This window comes from Kribbella pratensis, assembly GCF_004365355.1.
Taxonomy (GTDB): Bacteria; Actinomycetota; Actinomycetes; order Propionibacteriales; family Kribbellaceae; genus Kribbella.
Genome location: NZ_SODP01000004.1, coordinates 451,541 through 470,279 on the forward strand (window position 1 = coordinate 451,541; position 18,739 = coordinate 470,279).

At 67.6% G+C, this 18,739-nt stretch carries 20 protein-coding genes; 6 read left to right on the forward strand and 14 right to left on the reverse strand.

Annotated elements, in window-relative coordinates; genetic code table 11:
• Window positions 1-19: 19 nt before the first annotated feature.
• Genes EV653_RS36505 through EV653_RS36515 form a run of 3 tightly spaced genes read right to left on the reverse strand, consistent with a single transcriptional unit; the run spans window position 20 to window position 3,027 of the window.
• Window positions 20-916 (reverse strand): ABC transporter ATP-binding protein, encoded by an 897-nt coding sequence (locus EV653_RS36505; protein WP_134110376.1) that lies wholly within the window; start codon window positions 914-916, stop codon window positions 20-22.
• A 3-nt stretch (window positions 917-919) separates the two neighbouring features.
• Window positions 920-1,957: a FecCD family ABC transporter permease gene (locus EV653_RS36510; RefSeq protein WP_134110378.1), complete on the reverse strand. Its 1,038-nt coding sequence runs from the start codon at window positions 1,955-1,957 to the stop codon at window positions 920-922.
• Window positions 1,954-3,027: a FecCD family ABC transporter permease gene (locus EV653_RS36515; RefSeq protein ID WP_134110380.1), complete on the reverse strand. Its 1,074-nt coding sequence runs from the start codon at window positions 3,025-3,027 to the stop codon at window positions 1,954-1,956. Before EV653_RS36515 ends, EV653_RS36510 begins: the two co-directional genes overlap by 4 nt.
• 116 nt (window positions 3,028-3,143) lie before the next feature.
• Between EV653_RS36515 and EV653_RS36520 the strand changes: the two genes are divergently transcribed.
• On the forward strand, window positions 3,144-3,950 hold the full coding sequence (locus tag EV653_RS36520; protein ID WP_134110382.1) for a siderophore-interacting protein: 807 nt from the start codon (window positions 3,144-3,146) through the stop codon (window positions 3,948-3,950).
• Between the two features lie 84 nt (window positions 3,951-4,034).
• Here the strand turns inward: EV653_RS36520 and EV653_RS36525 are convergent, their stop codons facing one another.
• The 3 genes from EV653_RS36525 to EV653_RS36535 form a co-directional block, all read right to left on the reverse strand.
• On the reverse strand, window positions 4,035-5,231 hold the full coding sequence (locus tag EV653_RS36525) for an alginate lyase family protein (RefSeq protein ID WP_134110384.1): 1,197 nt from the start codon (window positions 5,229-5,231) through the stop codon (window positions 4,035-4,037).
• Between the two features lie 171 nt (window positions 5,232-5,402).
• The gene (locus EV653_RS36530; protein WP_134110386.1) at window positions 5,403-5,798 is read right to left on the reverse strand and encodes a PPOX class F420-dependent oxidoreductase; all 396 of its coding nucleotides are present in this window, start codon (window positions 5,796-5,798) and stop codon (window positions 5,403-5,405) included.
• 4 nt (window positions 5,799-5,802) lie between these two features.
• Entirely contained in the window at window positions 5,803-6,387 is a 585-nt protein-coding gene (locus EV653_RS36535; protein WP_134110388.1) for a TetR/AcrR family transcriptional regulator, read from the reverse strand.
• Window positions 6,388-6,475: 88 nt separating this feature from the next.
• Here EV653_RS36535 and EV653_RS36540 point away from each other — a divergent pair, with 88 nt between their 5' ends.
• On the forward strand, window positions 6,476-7,186 hold the full coding sequence (locus tag EV653_RS36540; RefSeq protein ID WP_134110390.1) for an SDR family oxidoreductase: 711 nt from the start codon (window positions 6,476-6,478) through the stop codon (window positions 7,184-7,186).
• Between the two features lie 55 nt (window positions 7,187-7,241).
• Here the strand turns inward: EV653_RS36540 and EV653_RS36545 are convergent, their stop codons facing one another.
• Window positions 7,242-7,850: a DJ-1/PfpI family protein gene (locus EV653_RS36545; RefSeq protein ID WP_134110391.1), complete on the reverse strand. Its 609-nt coding sequence runs from the start codon at window positions 7,848-7,850 to the stop codon at window positions 7,242-7,244.
• 78 nt (window positions 7,851-7,928) lie between these two features.
• Window positions 7,929-8,261 carry a DUF1330 domain-containing protein gene (locus EV653_RS36550; protein WP_202871993.1) on the reverse strand — a complete coding sequence of 111 codons (333 nt, stop codon included), beginning with the start codon at window positions 8,259-8,261 and terminating at the stop codon, window positions 7,929-7,931.
• Between the two features lie 90 nt (window positions 8,262-8,351).
• Between EV653_RS36550 and EV653_RS42620 the strand changes: the two genes are divergently transcribed.
• Complete coding sequence (locus tag EV653_RS42620; RefSeq protein WP_134110393.1) at window positions 8,352-10,265, forward strand: serine/threonine-protein kinase; 1,914 nt, start codon at window positions 8,352-8,354, stop codon at window positions 10,263-10,265.
• 21 nt (window positions 10,266-10,286) lie between these two features.
• Here the strand turns inward: EV653_RS42620 and EV653_RS36560 are convergent, their stop codons facing one another.
• Together EV653_RS36560 and EV653_RS36565 are read right to left on the reverse strand one after the other, a co-directional pair.
• Window positions 10,287-11,567 carry an adenylosuccinate synthase gene (locus EV653_RS36560; protein WP_134110395.1) on the reverse strand — a complete coding sequence of 427 codons (1,281 nt, stop codon included), beginning with the start codon at window positions 11,565-11,567 and terminating at the stop codon, window positions 10,287-10,289.
• A 324-nt stretch (window positions 11,568-11,891) separates the two neighbouring features.
• Window positions 11,892-12,377, reverse strand: a complete 486-nt coding sequence (locus tag EV653_RS36565) for a VOC family protein (RefSeq protein ID WP_134110397.1) — start codon at window positions 12,375-12,377, stop codon at window positions 11,892-11,894.
• 54 nt (window positions 12,378-12,431) lie between these two features.
• On the opposite strand from EV653_RS36565, the gene EV653_RS36570 reads away from it, so the two are divergent.
• Window positions 12,432-13,250 carry a helix-turn-helix domain-containing protein gene (locus tag EV653_RS36570; RefSeq protein ID WP_134110399.1) on the forward strand — a complete coding sequence of 273 codons (819 nt, stop codon included), beginning with the start codon at window positions 12,432-12,434 and terminating at the stop codon, window positions 13,248-13,250.
• Here the strand turns inward: EV653_RS36570 and EV653_RS36575 are convergent.
• From EV653_RS36575 to EV653_RS36585, 3 genes are all read right to left on the reverse strand, one after another.
• Complete coding sequence (locus EV653_RS36575) at window positions 13,237-14,436, reverse strand: MFS transporter (RefSeq protein WP_134110401.1); 1,200 nt, start codon at window positions 14,434-14,436, stop codon at window positions 13,237-13,239. The two genes, EV653_RS36570 and EV653_RS36575, sit on opposite strands and share 14 nt — an antisense overlap.
• Before the next feature lie 149 nt (window positions 14,437-14,585).
• The gene (locus tag EV653_RS36580) at window positions 14,586-15,323 is read right to left on the reverse strand and encodes a 2-phosphosulfolactate phosphatase (protein WP_202871994.1); all 738 of its coding nucleotides are present in this window, start codon (window positions 15,321-15,323) and stop codon (window positions 14,586-14,588) included.
• Between the two features lie 43 nt (window positions 15,324-15,366).
• On the reverse strand, window positions 15,367-15,774 hold the full coding sequence (locus EV653_RS36585) for a DUF3151 domain-containing protein (protein ID WP_134110406.1): 408 nt from the start codon (window positions 15,772-15,774) through the stop codon (window positions 15,367-15,369).
• Window positions 15,775-15,918: 144 nt separating this feature from the next.
• Here EV653_RS36585 and EV653_RS36590 point away from each other — a divergent pair, with 144 nt between their 5' ends.
• Together EV653_RS36590 and EV653_RS36595 are read left to right on the forward strand one after the other, a co-directional pair.
• Complete coding sequence (locus EV653_RS36590; protein WP_134110408.1) at window positions 15,919-16,368, forward strand: HNH endonuclease; 450 nt, start codon at window positions 15,919-15,921, stop codon at window positions 16,366-16,368.
• A gap of 159 nt (window positions 16,369-16,527) precedes the next feature.
• Window positions 16,528-17,499 (forward strand): type IV toxin-antitoxin system AbiEi family antitoxin domain-containing protein, encoded by a 972-nt coding sequence (locus EV653_RS36595; RefSeq protein ID WP_238160694.1) that lies wholly within the window; start codon window positions 16,528-16,530, stop codon window positions 17,497-17,499.
• A 79-nt stretch (window positions 17,500-17,578) separates the two neighbouring features.
• Here the strand turns inward: EV653_RS36595 and fbaA are convergent, their stop codons facing one another.
• The gene (fbaA, locus tag EV653_RS36600) at window positions 17,579-18,604 is read right to left on the reverse strand and encodes a class II fructose-bisphosphate aldolase (RefSeq protein ID WP_134110410.1); all 1,026 of its coding nucleotides are present in this window, start codon (window positions 18,602-18,604) and stop codon (window positions 17,579-17,581) included.
• Between the last annotated feature and the right edge of the window lie 135 nt (window positions 18,605-18,739).

Below are 18,739 nucleotides of genomic sequence, written 5' to 3' on the forward strand. Positions count from 1 at the left end.
AACGTGTGCCAAGGACAGGTCAGTCGGGTGCTGGACGGCAGACGCCGTTGGCCGCCGCGCTGGCTGCCAGGGCTGCGGCTGCCGGGTTGCCGGACACCGCGGCGGGGTCCGTGCGAGTGGTGTGCCGGCCGATCGGTACGACCATCGGCGTGCCGGCGACCGGGTCGGGGACGACCTTGACGGCCAGGCCGAAGACGTCCTGGACCACGTCCTCGGTGATCACCTCCGCGGGGTTGCCCTCGGCAACGATATCGCCGTCCTTCATCGCGATCAGATGGTCGCCGAACCGGCAGGCCTGGTTGAGGTCGTGCAGCACGAGCACGATCGTCCGGTCGTCGGACTTGTTCAGGTCGACGAGCAGATCGAGCACCTCGAACTGGTGCGTCAGGTCCAGGAACGTCGTCGGCTCGTCCAGCAGCAGGATGTCGGTCTCCTGCGCCAGCGCCATCGCGATCCAGACCCGCTGCCGCTGACCGCCGGACAGCTCGTCGATCGGCCGGTCCGCGATCGACAGGACGTCGGTCGACGTCATCGCCTCCGCGACGGCTTCGTCGTCGGCTTTCGACCATTGCCGGATCCATCGCGTCCGCGGGTACCGCCCGCGGCCGACGAGATCCGCGACCGTGATCCCCTCCGGTGCGGTCGGCGACTGCGGAAGCAGGCCGAGCTTGGTCGCCACCTCGCGCGTCGGGATCTGCTGGATGCTCTTGCCGTCCAGCAGCACGGTCCCGCGCGACGGCTTCAGCAAGCGCGCCAGCGTCTTCAGCAACGTCGACTTGCCACACGCGTTGGCGCCGACGATGACGGTGATCTTCCCGGTCGGGATCCGCACCGACAGGTCGTGGATGATCTCCCGCTGGTCGTACCCGACCGCAAGACCGTCGGCAGCCAAGCTGTGTTCCACACCGTTCTCCATCTCTCAGCCACCACTTCCGACACGGTTGGCCCGGGCCAGCAGGAACATCAGGTACGGCGCACCCACCACGCCGGTCACCACGCCGACCGGCAACTGCGTGTCGCCGAACGCGTGCTGGGCAACAAGATCCGACAACGCCACCACGAGCGCCCCGAGCAGCCCGGACGCGATCATCGCCGGCCCTGGCGAGCGGGTCAGCCGCCTCGCGATCGGCGGCGCCACGAACGCCACGAACCCGATCGGCCCCGCCGCCGCAGTAGCCACCGCAGCGAGCAGTACCGCGATCACGATCAGCCCGAGCCGCGACACCTCCACCCGCAACCCCAGCCCGTACGCCGTCTCGTCGCCGAGCTGCAGGATCCGCAGCTGCTGCACGAGGAACAGCAGGAACGGCAGCAGCACGACGAACGTGATCGCCAGCGACCGTACGTTCGACCAATCCCGCCCGTTCAGACTCCCGGTCAACCAGATCAGCGCCTGCTGAGCGATCTCCACCCGCGCCTTCGTCAACAGGTACGACGTGATGCTGGTGGCGATCGCACCGATCCCGATGCCGATCAGGATCAGCCGGTAACTCGACACCCCGTGCCGCCAGGCGAGCACGTACATCAGGAACGCCGTCAGCACCGCACCGACGATCGCCGACACCGACACCGCGACCCCGGTCAAGCCGAGCGTCACGATCGCGAATACCGCGAACGCGCTCGCGCCGTACGTCACACCGATGATGTCCGGGCTGGCCAGCGGGTTGCGGGCGATGCTCTGGAAGATCGTGCCGGACAGGCCCAGCGCCGTACCGACGAGGAGGCCGGTGAGTGCCCTGGGCAACCGAAGCGTGTTGACGATGAACTCGGTCGCGTGGTCGCCGCCGCCGAACAGCGTCTTGACCACGTCGGTGACCGGGATCTTGAAATCACCCAGCGACAACGAGACACAGAAGGTCGCGAACACCGCGACGGCCAACGCGACGATGACGACGAGTGAACGGGTCTGCCGAGCGGCGCGCGCCCGGGCAACGATCTGAACTGCCTCAGCCGTCACAGGTCCGCCAGCTTCCGTCGGCGTACCAGGATGATGAAGAAGGGCGCACCCAGGACCGCGGTCACGATGCCGACCTGGAGCTCACCGGGTTGCGCGACCACCCGGCCGATCACGTCCGAACCGAGCAGCAGGATCGGCGCGAGCAGCATCGAATACGGCAGGATCCAGCGGTAATCCGGACCGGTCACCAGCCGCGCGACATGCGGGATGGTCAGCCCGACGAACCCGATCGGCCCCGCCGCTGCGGTCGCTGCTCCACACAGCAGTACGACGACCACCGCGACGAACAACCTCGCCAGTCCGACTCGCTGGCCAAGCGACTTCGCCACGTCGTCCCCCAGCGACATCGCGTTCAGCACCCGCCCGCAGAACAGCGACAGCACGATCCCGACCAGGATGAACGGCGCCACCTGCGCCGCGACGTCCGAACCGCGCCCCGCGAACGATCCGACTGACCAGAACCGGAACTGGTCGAACGTGTCGACGTCACCGATCAGCACAGCCGTCGTCAACGACCCGAGCATCGCCGTCAGCGCCGCACCCGCCAGCGCGAGCTTCACCGGCGTCGCACCCTCGCGCCCGAGCGACCCGAGGAAATAGACGACGACGGATGCTGCGGCCGCGCCGGCGAAGGCAAGCCAGACGTACGACGTCAGCGTCGACAACCCGAACCAGTAGATGCCCCCGACAACGAACAGGGCAGCGCCACCGTTGACGCCGAGGATGCCGGGGTCGGCCAGCGGGTTGCGGGTCACGCCCTGCATCAACGCCCCCGACAACCCGAGCGCCGCACCGACCATGAGCCCGATCAGAGTCCGCGGCACGCGCAGCGAGTGGACGATCACGTGATCGGTGTTCGACTCGTCGTAGTGACGCAGGGCATCGATCACCGTCGACAGCGGGATCTGCTTCGACCCGACCGCGATGCTGAGCAGGATCACCAGGATCAGCAGGACGACGCACCCGATCAGTCCGAGGACGAGCGTGGTCCGCCGGGCCCGCCGCCGAGGACGCGGAGAAGCGGCTGCCAGGTCGGGGTCGGCGGAGACGACGGCACTAGGCGGTGGCATTGGACTTTCGGGATCCTCTTAGGTAAGGCTAACCTCTGGGTGCTTCACCATAACCCGGCCGCCCTCGGGTGCGCACACTGCGCCTCCCCCTGCGAAGTTTATGGAGAAACCACAGTATGACGACTGTGCTCGAGCGACCGATCGAGTTCGACTCGCTCCTGGCCACCGTGGCGGCCGTCGAGGACCTGAGCCCGCACCTGCGCCGCGTGACGTTCGTCGCACCGAGGATCGCCGAGGCGGTCACAGCCGGCCCTGACCAGCGGATCAAGGTCCTGCTCGCGCCGCCGAACGGCACCGCGATCAAGCTGCCGTCCGGACCCGAGTGGTACGCCGAATGGTGCGCGCAGCCCGTCGACGAGCGTTTCATCATGCGGACGTACACCGTGCGCGCACTCCGGCCGGAGGTCGCCGAACTCGACGTCGAGTTCGTCCTGCACGGGGTCAACGGGCCGGCGTCGGCGTGGGTCAGCCAGGCCCGGGTCGGCGACGCCGTCGGTCTGCTGCTGCCGTTCGCGGTCGACACCACGAGCATCAAGGGACTGCTGCACTCCGGCGTCGACTACGTGCCGCCGGCAAGCAGCGTGCGTCGGATCCTGGTCGCGGACGAGACCGCGCTTCCGGCGGTGGCCGGCATCCTCGAGGAGCTGCCGGCCGACGTACATGCGACCGTGTTCATCGCCGTACCTGATGCTGCTGACGTGCGGCCGCTGCCGGGGAATGCTGACATCACCTGGGTCGCCGACGGATCGTTGCTGGAGGCACTCAAGTCGGCGACGCTGCCGTTCGACGCGGACTACTCCTGGGTCGCCGGCGAGTCCTCGATGATCAAGTCGGTACGCCGCCACCTGGTCAATGTCGTCGGGATGCCGAAGACGTCGATCTCGTTCCAGGGCTACTGGAAGCGCGGCGAAGCCCACTGCTGAAGATCCGGGAGAGCCGGAGGGCAGTGTTGAATTCCTTCCCCACCCCACCGCCCCGGTCGGCCCAGCCCTCCCGGAAGTCTTCAGCTAGGACGGGTTCTCCGCGTGGGTCAGCGTCTCCCACGCGACGAACAGGTTGTTCGAACCCGCCGGGCGACGGGACTCGGTCAGCGCCTGGGTGTTCGACATCGCGATCCCCAGCCGGGTGTGCAGCGCGTTGTAGCCGACCTCGGTGATCGGGCCGAGGCCGCGGTTCACCGTGCCGTTGCAGAGCCAGGACGGCACCGGCTCCAGGTTGCGCTCCCAGCGGGACTGGAACCCGAGCGCCTGGCGGAGCCGCTCACCGAACTCCGGGTACATGTCGATGCCCTGGATCCGCGCGGTCTCCAGCACATGCGAGATCGACGAGATGCCGTAGCCGGTGTGGGTGAAGTCGCGGCAGGTCTCCTGAGTCAAGCCTGTCACGAATGTCCCCTGGCCCTGCCAGTAGCTGACGATCTTGTCGCGGGTGTTGAGGTTCTGGCTCGGCACCGTCTTCGGCAGCGCGCCGTCGGACTCCAGGTAGACGTACGCCGGAACGCGCAGCCGGTACAGCGAGATCGCCTTGTCGTAGATGGTCCTGTCCTCGAGGAACACACCGATGCCCTGGAGGGCCTCGGTCATGCTCAACTCCCAGTTCCCGTTGGAGTTCGAGCCGTTGATCATCTCCGGCACATAGACATTGCGCAGCATGGTCGCGAACCGGCCCGAGTTCGGCCAGTTGCCGTAGACGTGCTTGATGATCTCCGCAGCCTTCGGCCACGAGGAGGCGGACCAGGCCGTCTGCAGCGGTGCGTTGCTGTTGGTGTGGTCCGTGATCGTCGCCGACCACGCGTCCATCAACTGGATCGACTTCTGCGCGTACCGGTCGTCACGCGTCAGGTACCAGAGCAGAGCATCCGTGTACGCCGCGATGGCGTCCTCGCGCTCGTCGGTGCAGCCGAGGTTCGGGTTCGAGTACGGGCCGCATTCGACCACCGCTCGCGGTTTCGGGGTACGGGAGAGGGATGCGTACGTGCTGCTCTTGGCCTGATTGAACGCGTTGGTCCACGGCTGCGCGCCGGCCTGCACCTTGGCCCGGACGAAGTCGAGTTGAGCCACGCTCACACCGACACCGGGATGGGTGAACGTGGCCGGTGCATCCTCCGTCGCCGGAGCGTTCGAGGACGCGACTGCGGGGCTGCTGAGGGTCCCGGCAACCAGCGCAGCACAGGCTGCGGCCAGGACCAAGGGTTTCTTTCTCATGGGCGGTGTCCTGTCTTTCGGGGCGGTGGACACGTGCGCTTCCCCCACTAGCGCAGGGTCTTTGCGAAAGTGTTGACGACGTGAAGCAAGGGCGTCAACACCCCAGCCGGAACGGAACAGGCGGCCAGGTTTTCCCAGCTCAGTGGAACAAAGTGAGAGTTTGTCCCACCACTAGTGACCGCGCTGGCTGGTGATCTTCTCGACGACGATGCTCGTCGCGTACCGCGTCGTACCCGGCGGCTCGACGTCGGTCCAGCCGCCGGTGTACTTCCGCGCGACCGCCTGCTCCAGCACCAACTCCGGATCCGGCACCAGATCATCGATCCGGCCACGCAGCTCGACGTAGTACGTCGGCCGAGCCGGGTCGACGACGACCAGCGAGATCGCCGGGTTGCGCTGCAGGTTCCGCAGCTTCTGCCGTCCGTCGACCAGGCTGATGCGCACCCGCTCGCCGTCCCAGAGGAACCACAGTGGCGTCACCTGCGGCTCGCCGCGCCCGCCGATCGTCCCGACCATCGCGATCGCCTTCGAGGACAGCAGGTCGTGAAACTCGCTCGGAATCTCCACGGGCTCAGTTGAGGGCGAACTCGCCGGCGTGCACGCCGGCGGCGTCCAACAGCGCCGCAGCCGTGACTGCGCCGATGCCGCCGAGCGGTTGGGCGCGGACGACGGCGCGTGCGTTCGCGCCGTCGAAGACCATCGTGAGCTGGATCGCCAGCGTCGACGGATCCTCGGCGCCGGCCTTCACCAGCTCGCGGTGGAAGAAGTCGGTGAGCTGCTGCTTGAAGTGCCGCGCCACCACCGACCCGGGGTGCTCCGGATTCTTCAGCTCCACCGCTGTACTCACGTACGGGCAGCCGAGGTAGTTGCCTGAAGCAACCAGCTCGTCCTGACGCTCGAACACGGTGAGGATCCGTTCCCGCGGCGACCGGTCATCCTCGGGCCCCGGGTGCAGCAACAGCTGGTAGGCCGGGCCGCGGCTGGCGAGACTCTCCGCGATCAGCTCGTCCTTCGACCGGAACAGCTGATACATCGACTTCTTCGACACCCCGGCCGCCTTGCAGAGCGCGTCCACTCCGATGTTCACGCCGTCGCGGTAGAAGAGTTCCCCCGCGGCGTCCAGCAGTCGCTCACGGGGTGTCGCCGAAGTGCTCATGGAACGAGGGTACCGCTTGGATTTGAAAACGGAAACCGATCGGTTTACTGTGAGCGAAACAGATCGGTTTCCTCTCAAGGAGTTTCAGATGACCACACTCGAAGGCGCCGTTGTCCTCGTCACCGGCGGGCAGCGCGGCATCGGCAAGGCCCTCGTCGACGACCTGCTGAACCGCGGCGCCGCCAAGATCTACGCGACGGCTCGTACGCCGAAGCCGAGCACCGATCCGCGCGTCGTACCGCTGCCGCTCGAGGTCACCGACCAGGACTCGATCGACGCCCTGGCCGCGGCCGCCCCGGACGTCACGATCCTGATCAACAACGCCGGCGCCGGCTCGCCGGACACCTACCTGGACAGCTCGATCGAGGACGTCCGCGCGGTCTTCGACGCGAACTTCTTCGGCCCGCTGCAGCTCACCAAAGCATTCGTCCCGATCATCGAGCGCAACGGCGGCGGCCACATCCTCAACGCCCACTCGGCCCTGTCCTGGGTCGGCCGGCACGGTGCGTACTCCGCGACCAAGGCGGCGTTCTGGCTGCAGTCCAACGCGATCCGCCTCGAGCTGCTCAACCGCGGCATCGGCGTCACCGGCCTGCACATGGGGTACGTCGACACCGATATGGCCTCCGGGGTCACCGCCCCGAAGTCCCGCCCCGAGGACATCGCCAAGCAGGCCCTCGACGGCATCGAGTCCGGCGCTCACGAGGTCCTCGCCGACGACACCGCCCGCGGCGCCAAGGCCGCGATCTCCGGCGACCTGACCGCCGTCTATCCCGAACTCGCGGACGTCAGCCACTGACCAACCCGGGGTCGCCGACGGGTCGCACGCTCCACGCGACCCGTCGCGGTCGTCCTCAGACCGGTTGGTCAGTGTCCGAGATCCAGACGTCCCGGTCTCTGGCGTACTCCATCGCACCCGCGATCCCGTCGGCGACGTCCGCACCGAGTTCACGCTCGACGACGTGCAGCGCGAGATCGATTCCGCAGGTGATTCCACCGGCCGTGACGAGGGTGCCGTCGTCGACGACCCGGTTGGTCTTCAGGTCAGCGCCGAACGCCTCCAACTCCGCCCATGCACCGCGGTTCGTCGTGGCCGGACGCCCCTTCACCAGCCCGGCCTCGGCGAGCAGCATCGAGCCGGTGCACACCGAGCCGATCCACTGCAGCGAGGGCGCCAACGCGGCGATCCGCTCCGGCATCACACCACGCCGAGCCTCGGCCCACGCGCCCTTCTCCGCCCGGTTCATCCACCCGCCGCCCGGAACGAAGAGCGCATCGGGCTGCCCCAGGCCTTCCGGCGCCTTGAACTGCAGGCCGTGCAGCCCGGTCACGTCGGCCGGCCCGTCCAGCCCGACGAGCGCCAGCTCGAACTGAGGCCGCCGCGCCGCGTGACTCCAGACCTCGAACGGCCCCATCACATCCATCTCGTCCACACCGTCGAACACCAGGATCTCGATTCGCATACCCCCACCCAACCGGCGCGGCGGCGAGCGCGGCCAGTGGCCACGACGCCGCTGTTCGCAAGGATCTGGCCATCATCCTCAGACCAGGACGTCGGTGGCCTTGTGCTTGCGGTCGACGCCCTCGACGAAGATCACCACACCGTCGGAGTTCTCGGTCCGCAACGGCAGGATCTCGCGGTAGTCGGGCGACTCGTACCAGTCCCGTAGGTGGTCGTAGTCCGGGAACTCGATCACGATCGGCGTCCCTTCCCACTCCCCCTCGATCTGCTCGGGCTTCGCCCCGTGGACGAGGAAGTAACCGTCGTACGGCGCGAGCGTCTCGTCGATTCGCTCGAGGTACTCGACGATGTCCGCGCCCATCCGGACGTTGCGCAGGTAAGCGATCGCGTAAGCCTTCATTCTCCGTGTCATGGCTCCAGCCTTGACCACGGGGAGAATTCGCACGATTACCTCTGACGTCATCAGGAGGCCTTGATCTGCTCCCGACGTACCGTAGATGCCATGTCAGTCACAGGGGGACCGCCTTCCACCCACGCGGAGGAGGTGGAGGACGAGCGGCTCGGGCCGTACCGGTTGATCCGGCGGCTGGGCCAGGGCGGCATGGGAGTCGTCTACCTCGCCGAAGGCCCTGAGCACCAGGAGGTCGCGGTCAAGGTACTGCGGCCGCACGTCGCTCACGACCCGATCGCCCGGGCCCGGTTGCAGCGCGAGGCGACCACGCTGCAGAAGGTGGACCACCCCGGTGTGGCCGGCATCCTCGACCACGACCTGGAGGCCGAGCGACCCTACCTGGTGACGCGTTTCGTGCCGGGACGGCCGCTGGACGAGCAGGTGGACGAGCGCGGCCCGCTGACTCCCCGCAAGTGGTTGCCGCTGGCCGGCTGCCTGGCCGAGTCGCTGCAGGCGATCCACGCGGTCGGCGTGATCCACCGCGACCTGAAGCCCGGCAACGTGATGATGTTCAACGGCAAGCCGGTGATGATCGACTTCGGCATCGCCCAGGCCGCCGACGACCTGCGACTCACCCAGACCGGTCTGGTGATCGGTACGCCGGGCTATCTGGCGCCCGAACTCATCGAGGGCGAGATGGTGTCGCAGTCTGCGGACTGGTGGGGCTGGGCGGCCACTGTGGCGTTCGCTGCGACTGGACGCCGGCCTTTCGGCAAGGGTCCGTTCGAGGCGGTGCTGGCGCGCGTGCACTCCGGTCAGGCTGACCTGGAGGGTCTGGACCCGCGACTGAAGCCACTGCTCGCCGCGGCGCTCTCTCCGAGCAAGGCCGACCGGCCGACGCAGGAAGAGATCATGAACGGTCTCACCCGGTACTCCGAAGGTCGTGACGCGCTCCTGCCCCGCGAGACGCCTACGGTCGCTGCCGTACCGCCGACCCGGCTCGTGACGAAGCTCCTGCCGACGGAAGAAGAGTCTGGCGGACCTACACCTACTGAGGTGGCTCAGCTTGTGCCGCCGGTGATCCCACCGCTGTCCGCCTTCACTCCGATCCGCGACAAGCTCCGGGACGCTACGGCGAAGAAGCCAGCCGCCGGCGTGCCACCGCATCCGGCGACGTACAGCCCGGCGCCCAACGCAGCTGCTCCCGCTGGGATGCCGTTGCCGTACCAGAGCGGTCCACCGGCGCCGTACGCACAGCCGTACTCACAGCCCTACCCGCAGCCGTACCAGCAGGCTGGTCCGCCGGCGACCGTTCAGCCCGCTCAGCCCGCTCAACCCGCTCAACCCGTGCAGCCTGCGCAGCCCGCCAAGGCCCCGCCGACCGGTCGGCGTACCGCGGTCATCGTCGGCTTCATGGTCGCCCTGACCGGTCTGATCGCGCTGACGCCTCTGGTCGGCTCAGCGGTCGCCGTCCTACTGCTCGTGCTCGCACGTACGGTCGACCGTTCGAGTACGGCGTTGATGCGGCGCCGTCAGGTCCGCGGACGCTCCGGCAAGTCCGATGGCGTGATCGCAGCAGCCGCCAGTCCGCTGCAGCTAGCGATGGCTGCGCTGATCACGCTGCCCTGCTTGATCCTTCCGCTGATCATGGCGGTGGTCATCGGCGGCATCGTCACCGCCGTGGCCGCCACGACGTATGACATCAACTGGCAGCCGCTGTCGGCGGTCGGCTTCGGCAGCGCCGCGCTAACGGCGCTCTTCACTGCCTGGTGGGGTCCCGGTGGCAGCTCGCTGCGTCGAGGCGCCCACATCGCCGCACGGAACACGTTCCGCGCGCACTGGCTCTCCGCGCTGATGGCCGTCGTACTGCTGGCGATCGGCGGCATCACGTTCTACCAGGCCACCCAGGGCGCCGGCGCGGAATGGGCACGCACTCCGATCGAGACGCCGAACATCGACCGTCCGACGGTGGGAGATCTGCGCAACGCACCGTTCATCCGGGACCTCCCCATCATCGGAAACTGACGACGGGGAGGTCGGCCGGCGTTACAGCTGAACGATCTGGCTGCGCTCGGGGCCGACGCCGATCGCGGAGATCCGAGCGCCGCTGAGCGACTCGACCGCGCGGACGTAGGACTGCGCTTCCTTCGGCAGGTCCTCGAATGTGCGGCAGCCGGTGATGTCGTCGGACCAGCCGTCGAACTCCTCGTAGACCGGGACCGCGTGGTGGAAGTCGGTCTGGGTCATCGGCATCTCGTCGTTCCGGACGCCGTTCACGTCGTACGCGACGCAGACCGGGATCTTCTCGCGACCGGTGAGGGTGTCGAGCTTGGTGAGCACGAAGTCCGAGACGCCGTTCACGCGGGCGGCGTACCGGGCGATGACCGAGTCGTACCAACCACAGCGACGCGGGCGGCCGGTCGTCGTACCGAACTCGGCGCCCTGCTGGCGCAGCCACTCGCCGTCCGCGTCCAGCAGCTCGGTCGGGAACGGGCCCTCGCCGACGCGGGTCGTGTACGCCTTCACGACGGCCATCACCCGGTCGATGCGGGTCGGCGGGATGCCGGTGCCGGTGCAGGCGCCCGCGGAGATCGCGTTCGACGAGGTGACGAACGGGTACGTGCCGTGGTCGACGTCGAGCAGGGTGGCCTGACCGGCCTCCATCAGCACGGTCTTGCCGTCGTCGAGTGCCTTGTTCAGCAGCAGGCTGGTGTCCGCGACCATCGGCCGCAGTCGGTCGGCGTAGGCCAGCAGCTCGTCCAGCACCTCGCGGATCTCGACCGCGCGCCGGTTGTAGACCTTCACCAGCAGCTGGTTCTTCTGCTCCAGCGCGCCGGTGACCTTCTGCTCGAGGATCTTCTCGTCGTACAGGTCCTGGATCCGGATGCCGACCCGGTTCATCTTGTCGGCGTACGTCGGACCGATACCGCGGCCCGTGGTCCCGATCTTCCGGCTGCCGAGGAACCGCTCGGTGACCTTGTCGAGAGTCCGGTTGTACGGCGGGATGACGTGCGCGTTCGCGCTGATCACGAGCCGCGACGTGTCCACCCCGCGCGCCTGCAGCGCGTCGAGCTCCTCGAACAGCACGCTGAGGTCGACCACGACCCCGTTGCCGATCACCGGGGTCACACCCGGTGTGAGGATGCCGCTCGGGAGCAGGTGCAGCGCGTACTTCTCGGATCCGATCACGACCGTGTGGCCGGCGTTGTTGCCGCCGTTGAACTTCACCACGTAGTCGATGACCTCGCCCGTGTTGCCGAGCAGATCGGTCGCCTTGCCTTTGCCCTCATCGCCCCACTGGGCGCCGACGAGCACGATTGCGGGCATCTCAGCCCTCCTCTTCACGCGCCGGCGAACGGCCTCACACCCCGTAACGGCCCGGCACTGGAAACGGTGAAGCCCGGAGACGTTCACCGGACGTTCATCCGGTAACGCATCCAGGCTCTTGCGACCAAAGCCTACCGGAACGCGGGCCCAGCGTTTCGGGCCTGTCCACAATCCCCAATCGACCGTTTCAAGTACTTGTTTCATCAAGTGACGGGTTGCCAATTTGCGTGATCGCGTGCACACTCTTAGTCAGCGGCCCGCCGAAACTGCCGCAGGGGACGGTTCCGGCGGGCCGCTTCCTCGTTCCTCAGCAGCGAAGTCGGTCTACTCGAGGCCCTCCGGGTTCGAGGCAAGCCACTCCTTCACCCGCCGGTCTGCCTCCTCCGGCGAGACGTCCTCGACCTTCGTCAGGATCGCCCAGCGATGCCCGAACGGATCGATCACCGTGCCGAACCGGTCCCCGGTCATGAAGGTCTGCACCTCTTCCACAGACCTCGCGCCGGCCTCGATCGCCTTCGCGTACGTCGCATCCACGTCCGGCACGTAGTGCACCAGTGAGGAGTGCACCCACTCGCCGTTCGGCGCCCGCAGCCCGATCTGCGGCATCTGGTCGCTCAACTGCAGCATCGAGTTACCGAACTTCAGCTCGGCCTGACCGACCCGCCCGTCCGGCATGTCCTGCCGGCTGATCACCTCTGCCCCGAACACCGACCGGTAGAACTCGATCGCCTTCGGCCCGTCCGAGACGGCGAGGTACGGGGTCAGCGAGTGATAACCGTCGGGGATGGGGTTTACCGTGTTCGTCGTCATGACTCTTAGTCAATGGGGTGACCGGCGTCCCGGTCTTGTAAGAAAGCGACAGCCGTGACCCAGCCGCCGGACAGCGAGAAGGGCATCCTGCATCCGCGGGAGCAGGCCCGGCACCGCTCGCTGTACCGCCTCGCACCCGGCCCGGACGCCGGCCGGTTCGTGGAGTGGTACTGGATCGTCGAGTGGGACCTCGACGAGCCCTACACGGCCGAGGTGCTGCCGTTCCCGAGCGTGAACGTGACCTTCGAGCAGCCGGGCGGCGCGTTCGTGAACGGGGTCTGCACACGCAAGTTCGAGCGTGAGCTGGTGGGTCGCGGCCGCGCCTTCGGAGTGAAGTTCTGGGCCGGCGGCTTCGGGGCGATCACCGGTCTCGACGTCGGCTCGTTCCGCGACGAAGTCCTGCCGTTGACCGATGTCTTCCCCGACGGCAATCGGCTCGCGGACCTCATGTTCACGGCCGAGTCCGACGAACGACGCCGCGCCGTGTTCGAGGCGTTTCTGCGTGACCACCTCGCGCCACCGGATCCGTCGTACGAGTTGGTGCGGGAGATCGTCACGACGATCGCGTCCGACCGGTCGATGACCCGCGTGGATGAGATCACCGAGCGCTTCGACGTACCGATCCGGACTCTGCAGCGGCTGTTCCGGCGGTACGTCGGTGTGGGGCCGAAGTGGATCTTGCGGCGCTATCGGCTGCACGACGGCGCCGAGCTACTGGCGCAGGGCGAAGCGACCGAGCTGGCGGAGCTCTCCGCGTCCCTCGGCTACTTCGACCAGGCGCACTTCTCGAAGGAGTTCAAGCAGCAGATCGGTCTCACGCCGGCGGAGTACGCCACAAGGGCCGCCGCCGAACGCCAGATCACCTACCGCTGAGCTTCACCGTCATCGCCATCAACGTTGCCGTCACCGCCGCTGCGAGCGCGACGACGAAGCCGGACTGCGCACTGTGCCCGTCGACGACCCAGCCGGCGAATGCGGAGCCCAGTGCGATGCCCGCTGCGCCGCCTGAGTTCAGCCAGGTGAATGCCTGGGTCAGGATCGCAGGGTGGACAGTCGACTCGGTCAACACCGCGGACAGGGTCTGGAACGGTGCAATCGCCAAGCCAGGAAGCGCTAACGCGAGAGCTGCGGTCAGTGGGGTGTGCGCTGCGATCAAGGGCACGCAGCTGATGGTCAGCCAGACGAATGCGATGACGAACTGGGTCTCCGGAGCAGTCCGCCAGCGACGTGCGCCGTACACGAGTCCGGCGAACAGGCTCACCAGGCTGGTGATGCTGTAGAGCGGTCCGGCCAGGCCCGGCGTACCTCTCGAGACTGCGAAGGCCGTGACGGACACCTGCATGCTGCCGAAGAACAGGCCGATGCCGATGTTCGTACCGACGAGGCCGGCGAATCGCTTGTGTAGTAGGTGTTTCGCGCTCTGGTGTTCACCAGGTGCGGTCGGCGGCGGCGCCGTACCTCGTTGCATCGCCAGGAGGAGGCCGCCGACCAGCAGGAGACTCGTCGCGAGGATCGAGCCAGCTGCCGGGCTGGTGGACGAGCTGACGACGCCAACCAGCCCTGGGCCGACCATGAACGCGATGCCGACGCTCAGTGCCTCTAACGCGAACGCCGACGAGAGCAGTGGGGTGTCGCGGAGCGCGTACGACCACCGGGCCGCTGTCTGTGCACTCACCTGCGGGAGCGATCCGCCGGCCAGCACGCCGGCGACAGCAAGTGACCAGAGCGACGCGTCGAAGACAGTGAGACTGATGAGCAGAGCCATCGCCGTCGCGTGGGCGAGCAGCGTGACAGGCAACATCCGGGTCTGACCGAAACGGTCGATCAGCCGCGCGACCTGCGGTCCGGCGACCGCCTCGGCGACGGCGAAGCCGCCGGTGACGCTGCCGGCCGCGGCGTACGAGCCGGTCGATCCGTGGACCAGCCAGACGACGCCGAGGCCGGTCATAGCGATCCCGATCCTTGCCGGGGCCGCTGCCAGGTAGAACTTCCACGCGCCAGGGGTACGCAGTACCGCCGTGTAAGTGGGCGTGCCTATCCGTCCGGTGAGAGCCGGCACGGTGTGACCTTCCGCTGCCCGGAGGGGCGGGGGACTCGACCGTGGGCGTCCAGCTTCGCCGGTCTGTCCGTCCGCCTAGAACCGTCCATGTTCGGCAAGAAGCGGGGACGCTCGCCGCTTGCCGGCACTGTCAACGGGCATTCATTGGTTCAGGTTGACCGGAACATCGTACCGTCCTCGAGCACCGGCACGCTCGTACTCTGATCCACCTCTGCCGCGATCGCGACGTCCTCCGGATAGCCGTACTGCGTGAGCTCGCGACCACCGGCGCATTCGTGCAAGAGTTTGGGCAGCTCGTCGGCAACCGCGTCATACGCCGCGACTGCCGCTCGCGCCTCCGGGGACAGGCCGTCCTGGTCGAGCGCGCTCAAGAACCCGCCGGCTCCCCATAGATCCTCGACGGCCGGCCGAAGCGATCCGTCGGACCACCGCTCCCCGGCCGCGATCGCAACAACCCGTTGGTCGGGGCCCTGCTCTCTGACCCAGTCCGCGGCCGCTCGGCGGTTACGCAACGACACCGCGATCACCGTCGCACCGCCGTCACTGAGCTGCTTGGCGATCGTGGATCCGTTCGGCGACGGCAGCACCAACCTGTTGACACCTTGCGAGTTCCGAATCGTCACCGGCGACAGACTCACGTCACCCGGCCGGGCCTCGGACCGCCCCACCGCCAGCTTCGCGCTCCATCGCTCGGCATAAGCGACGGCCGACTGGTCACGCCACTGATAGGGGTAAACCGCGATCCCGAGATCGGCCGCGACTGTCACCGCTGTGGTGAACGACAAGACGTCCACCACAGCAACGATGTCCCCGGCAACCACCTCGGCTCCGACGGGTCCCCAGTCGAACCCGACACTGAAGCCGTTCTGTGCATATGGGCCAGCCACCCGACGGATCATGCCGTCGGGCAGCCGCCCCGACAAGCAGGTTTCAGCTCAGGGCGTCGGCAGCAGCGGGTGACGAGTCGCGCAGGAACGTGGCGCAACGCTCGGCCTCGTCCTTCTCGTCGATGAGCGCGGCCGCCTTGCCCAGCGCCGCCAGTGCGCGCAGGAACCCGCGGTTCGGCTCGTGCTCCCACGGCACCGGTCCGTGCCCCTTCCAGCCGTTCCGCCGGAGCAGGTCCAGCGCGCGGTGGTAGCCGGTCCGCGCGTACGCGTACCCCTCGATGGTCCGGCCGTCCGCCAAGGCACCCTCGGCGAGCACGGCCCAGGCCAGCGACGACGTCGGGTACCTGGCGGCGACGTCGGCCGGAGCGGCCCCGTCGGCGAGTTCCGCCGCGGCCGGGTCGACCGGTAGTAGTGTCTCGGGTGGGCCTGAGAGCAGATTGTTCAATTCCATAAGCACATCTTCGCCGATCACGCAGCCGTACCGGCACGTGACCGTCTGACGAAATCTGTTGACCGTTCACCCACCGGCCACGGATGCTTGAGACCCTGCGTCAAACCGCCGTGGTTCCCAGCTACGGCCGGAAGGAGGCACCGGATGAGCGTCATAGTCCTGAACGCGTCGTACGAACCGCTGCACACCGTCTCGATCCAGCACGCCATCCGGATGCTGGTGCGTGAGGTCGCAGTGGTCGAAGAGGCGCACGGAGAGCGAACTATCGGCCCCTTCCCGGTCCCTCGTGTCCTGCGCCTGGTCCGCTACGTCGTCACGCATTGGCGCTACGCAGCCGGCCGGATGAAGTACAGCAAGCACGGCGTCCTCCGCCGGGACAAGTTCCGCTGCGCGTACTGCGGCCTCGAGAACGCCGACACCATGGACCATGTCCAACCCAGATCCAGGGGCGGCCGCACCGAGTGGCTGAACGCCGTGGCCGCCCATGCCTCGTGCAACGAGCGGAAAGGCAACCGCACCCCGTCCGAGGCCAACATGCCGCTCCTCTGGCAACCCTGGGTACCAACCCGCGCCGAGCTCGTCATAGACAGATGACGAGCTTTTTTCATGCCCGCGGAGCGGTGCCGGGCTAGAGGTCCTGGACGCCCTGTGCGGGTCGGCTACATCGAGCCGAATGTGTGGGTCCGGCACGAGTTCTCCACAGGATGAAAGTTGGTGGTCTGCGGGAGGGTGGATCGCGGCAGTTTCTAGGGCATGAATCCTCAACTTGCTGTGATGGCGTCGATCCGGGGTGGTGTGTTCACCCGGGCCGACGCGCGTGCCTGTGGTTATCCCGACGCTGACATCGACTCGTTGCTGGACACCGGCTGCTGGCGCCGGATCCGGCGCGGGACGTATGCCGCCCAACGTTCGCTCATGCTCGTGACCGACGAGGTTCTGCACCTGCGGAAGGTGTATCGCGTCCTCCGCGCCGGCGGTCCCAACGTGTTCGCGAGCCACCAATCGGCCGCGGCCCTGCACGCCTTACCTGTCTGGGGTCTCGACCTGACGCGCGTCCATGTGACAGCTCCCGACGGGCGGTCCGGCCGAATACGCGGCGGTGTCCATCGCCACATCCGCGATCCCGTCGGCTCGGGCCTTCAACTGTGGAATGGGCTGCGCATGGCCTCACCCGCCCGCGCGGTCGCCGAGGTGGCCGCCACCGCGCCACCGGCGTCTGCGGTCGTGCTCGCCGACGCCGCCCTGTACGCCGGTCTTGTCAGCAAGCGCACGCTGAAACACGCGGTGTCCTCGCTCGACCACGGCAACAAACGTGCGCTCAAGGTCCTGGACCAACTCACGGGTGCAGCCTCGATCGCCGAGTCCCGCCTGCGCCTGATCCTCGCCACCGCAGGCCTGCCGACCCCCAGCCCATCACTACCCCCACAAGCCGACGACCCGGACTTCCCGGCCGAAGGACTCTGGTTCCCCGAGGAACGCACGGTCGTCGACTTCGAGGCCCGTTTCCCCTTCTGGTGCGAGGAATTCGAGCCCTCCGTCGAGGAACCACTCCCCGAACCACGAGCAGCCGATCCCGACGGACCGCAACCCGTGGAGCACTGCCGGATCGCCTGGGCAGACCTCGACGACCCACCGACCGTGGCCGACCGCATCCGAACCACGTTCACCCGAGCAGCCCGCCGCACCGGCATCCGCCAGTTCGACCTGGCCCGAGCCCGGATGTGACAGAAGGGCCCACCGCCGCATGCAGTCCACGCGGTGGTGAGCCCTTCGACAGATCCCTTTGAGGAGGACCCAGATGACGTCAGCCGTTCAGCGACGTACCCGTCGAGCGAAGGCTCTCGCAAGCCTCGCCGACGCGGTTCGCCATACCCTCTTCGCCCGCCTTGCCCCAGGCGCGCGGGTCGTAGGCCTTCTTGTTTCCGACCTCGCCGTCCACCTTCAGCACACCGTCGTAGTTCTTGAACATGTGCGCCGCCACCGGCCGGGTGAACGCGTACTGCGTGTCGGTGTCGACGTTCATCTTGATGACACCGTGGTCGACCGCGGCCCGGATCTCCTCGAGCGTCGAGCCGGAACCACCGTGGAAGACCAGGTCGAACGGACGCTCCTTGCCGACCTTGGCGCCGACCTGCTCCTGGATCTCCGCCAGGATCTCCGGCCGCAGCTTGACCGCACCCGGCTTGTAGACGCCGTGCACGTTGCCGAAGGTCAGCGCGGTCAGGTAGCGGCCGTTCTCACCGGTGCCGAGCGCCTCGACCGTGGCCAGACCGTCCTCGACCGTGGTGTAGAGCTTCTCGTTGATCTCGTTGGCGACGCCGTCCTCCTCGCCACCGACCACGCCGACCTCGATCTCCAGGACGATCTTCGCCGCGGCCGTCTTGGCCAGCAGCTCCTTGGCGATCTCCAGGTTCTCGGTCAGCGGCACCGCCGAGCCGTCCCACATGTGCGACTGGAACAGCGGGTTCTCGCCTCGCGCGACGCGCTCGGCGGAGATCTCCAGCAGCGGCCGGACGAAGCCCTTGAGCTTGTCCTTCGGGCAGTGGTCGGTGTGCAGCGCGATGTTCACCGGGTAGTTCTTGGCGACCTCGTGCGCGTACGCCGCCAGCGCGACCGCACCGCTCACCATGTTCTTCACGGTCGGACCGGACAGGTACTCCGCACCGCCGGTGGAGACCTGGATGATGCCGTCCGAGCCCGCCTCGGCGAAACCGCGGATCGCGGCGTTCAGCGTCTGCGAGGAGCTGACATTGATGGCCGGGTAGGCGAAGCGGTTCTGCTTGGCCTTATCCAGCATCTGGGCGTAGACCTCAGGGGTTGCAATAGGCATGTCTCGCGGTACTCCTCACAACACAGTTCTTGTGGGTTCGGCTCCAGTATTGCCGCCTGGCACTTCGTCGTGACCAGCGGCCTGCCTGCCGGGCCGGCCCGGTGGCCGGGGAGCGATCGGCAGGGAGGTAGACCA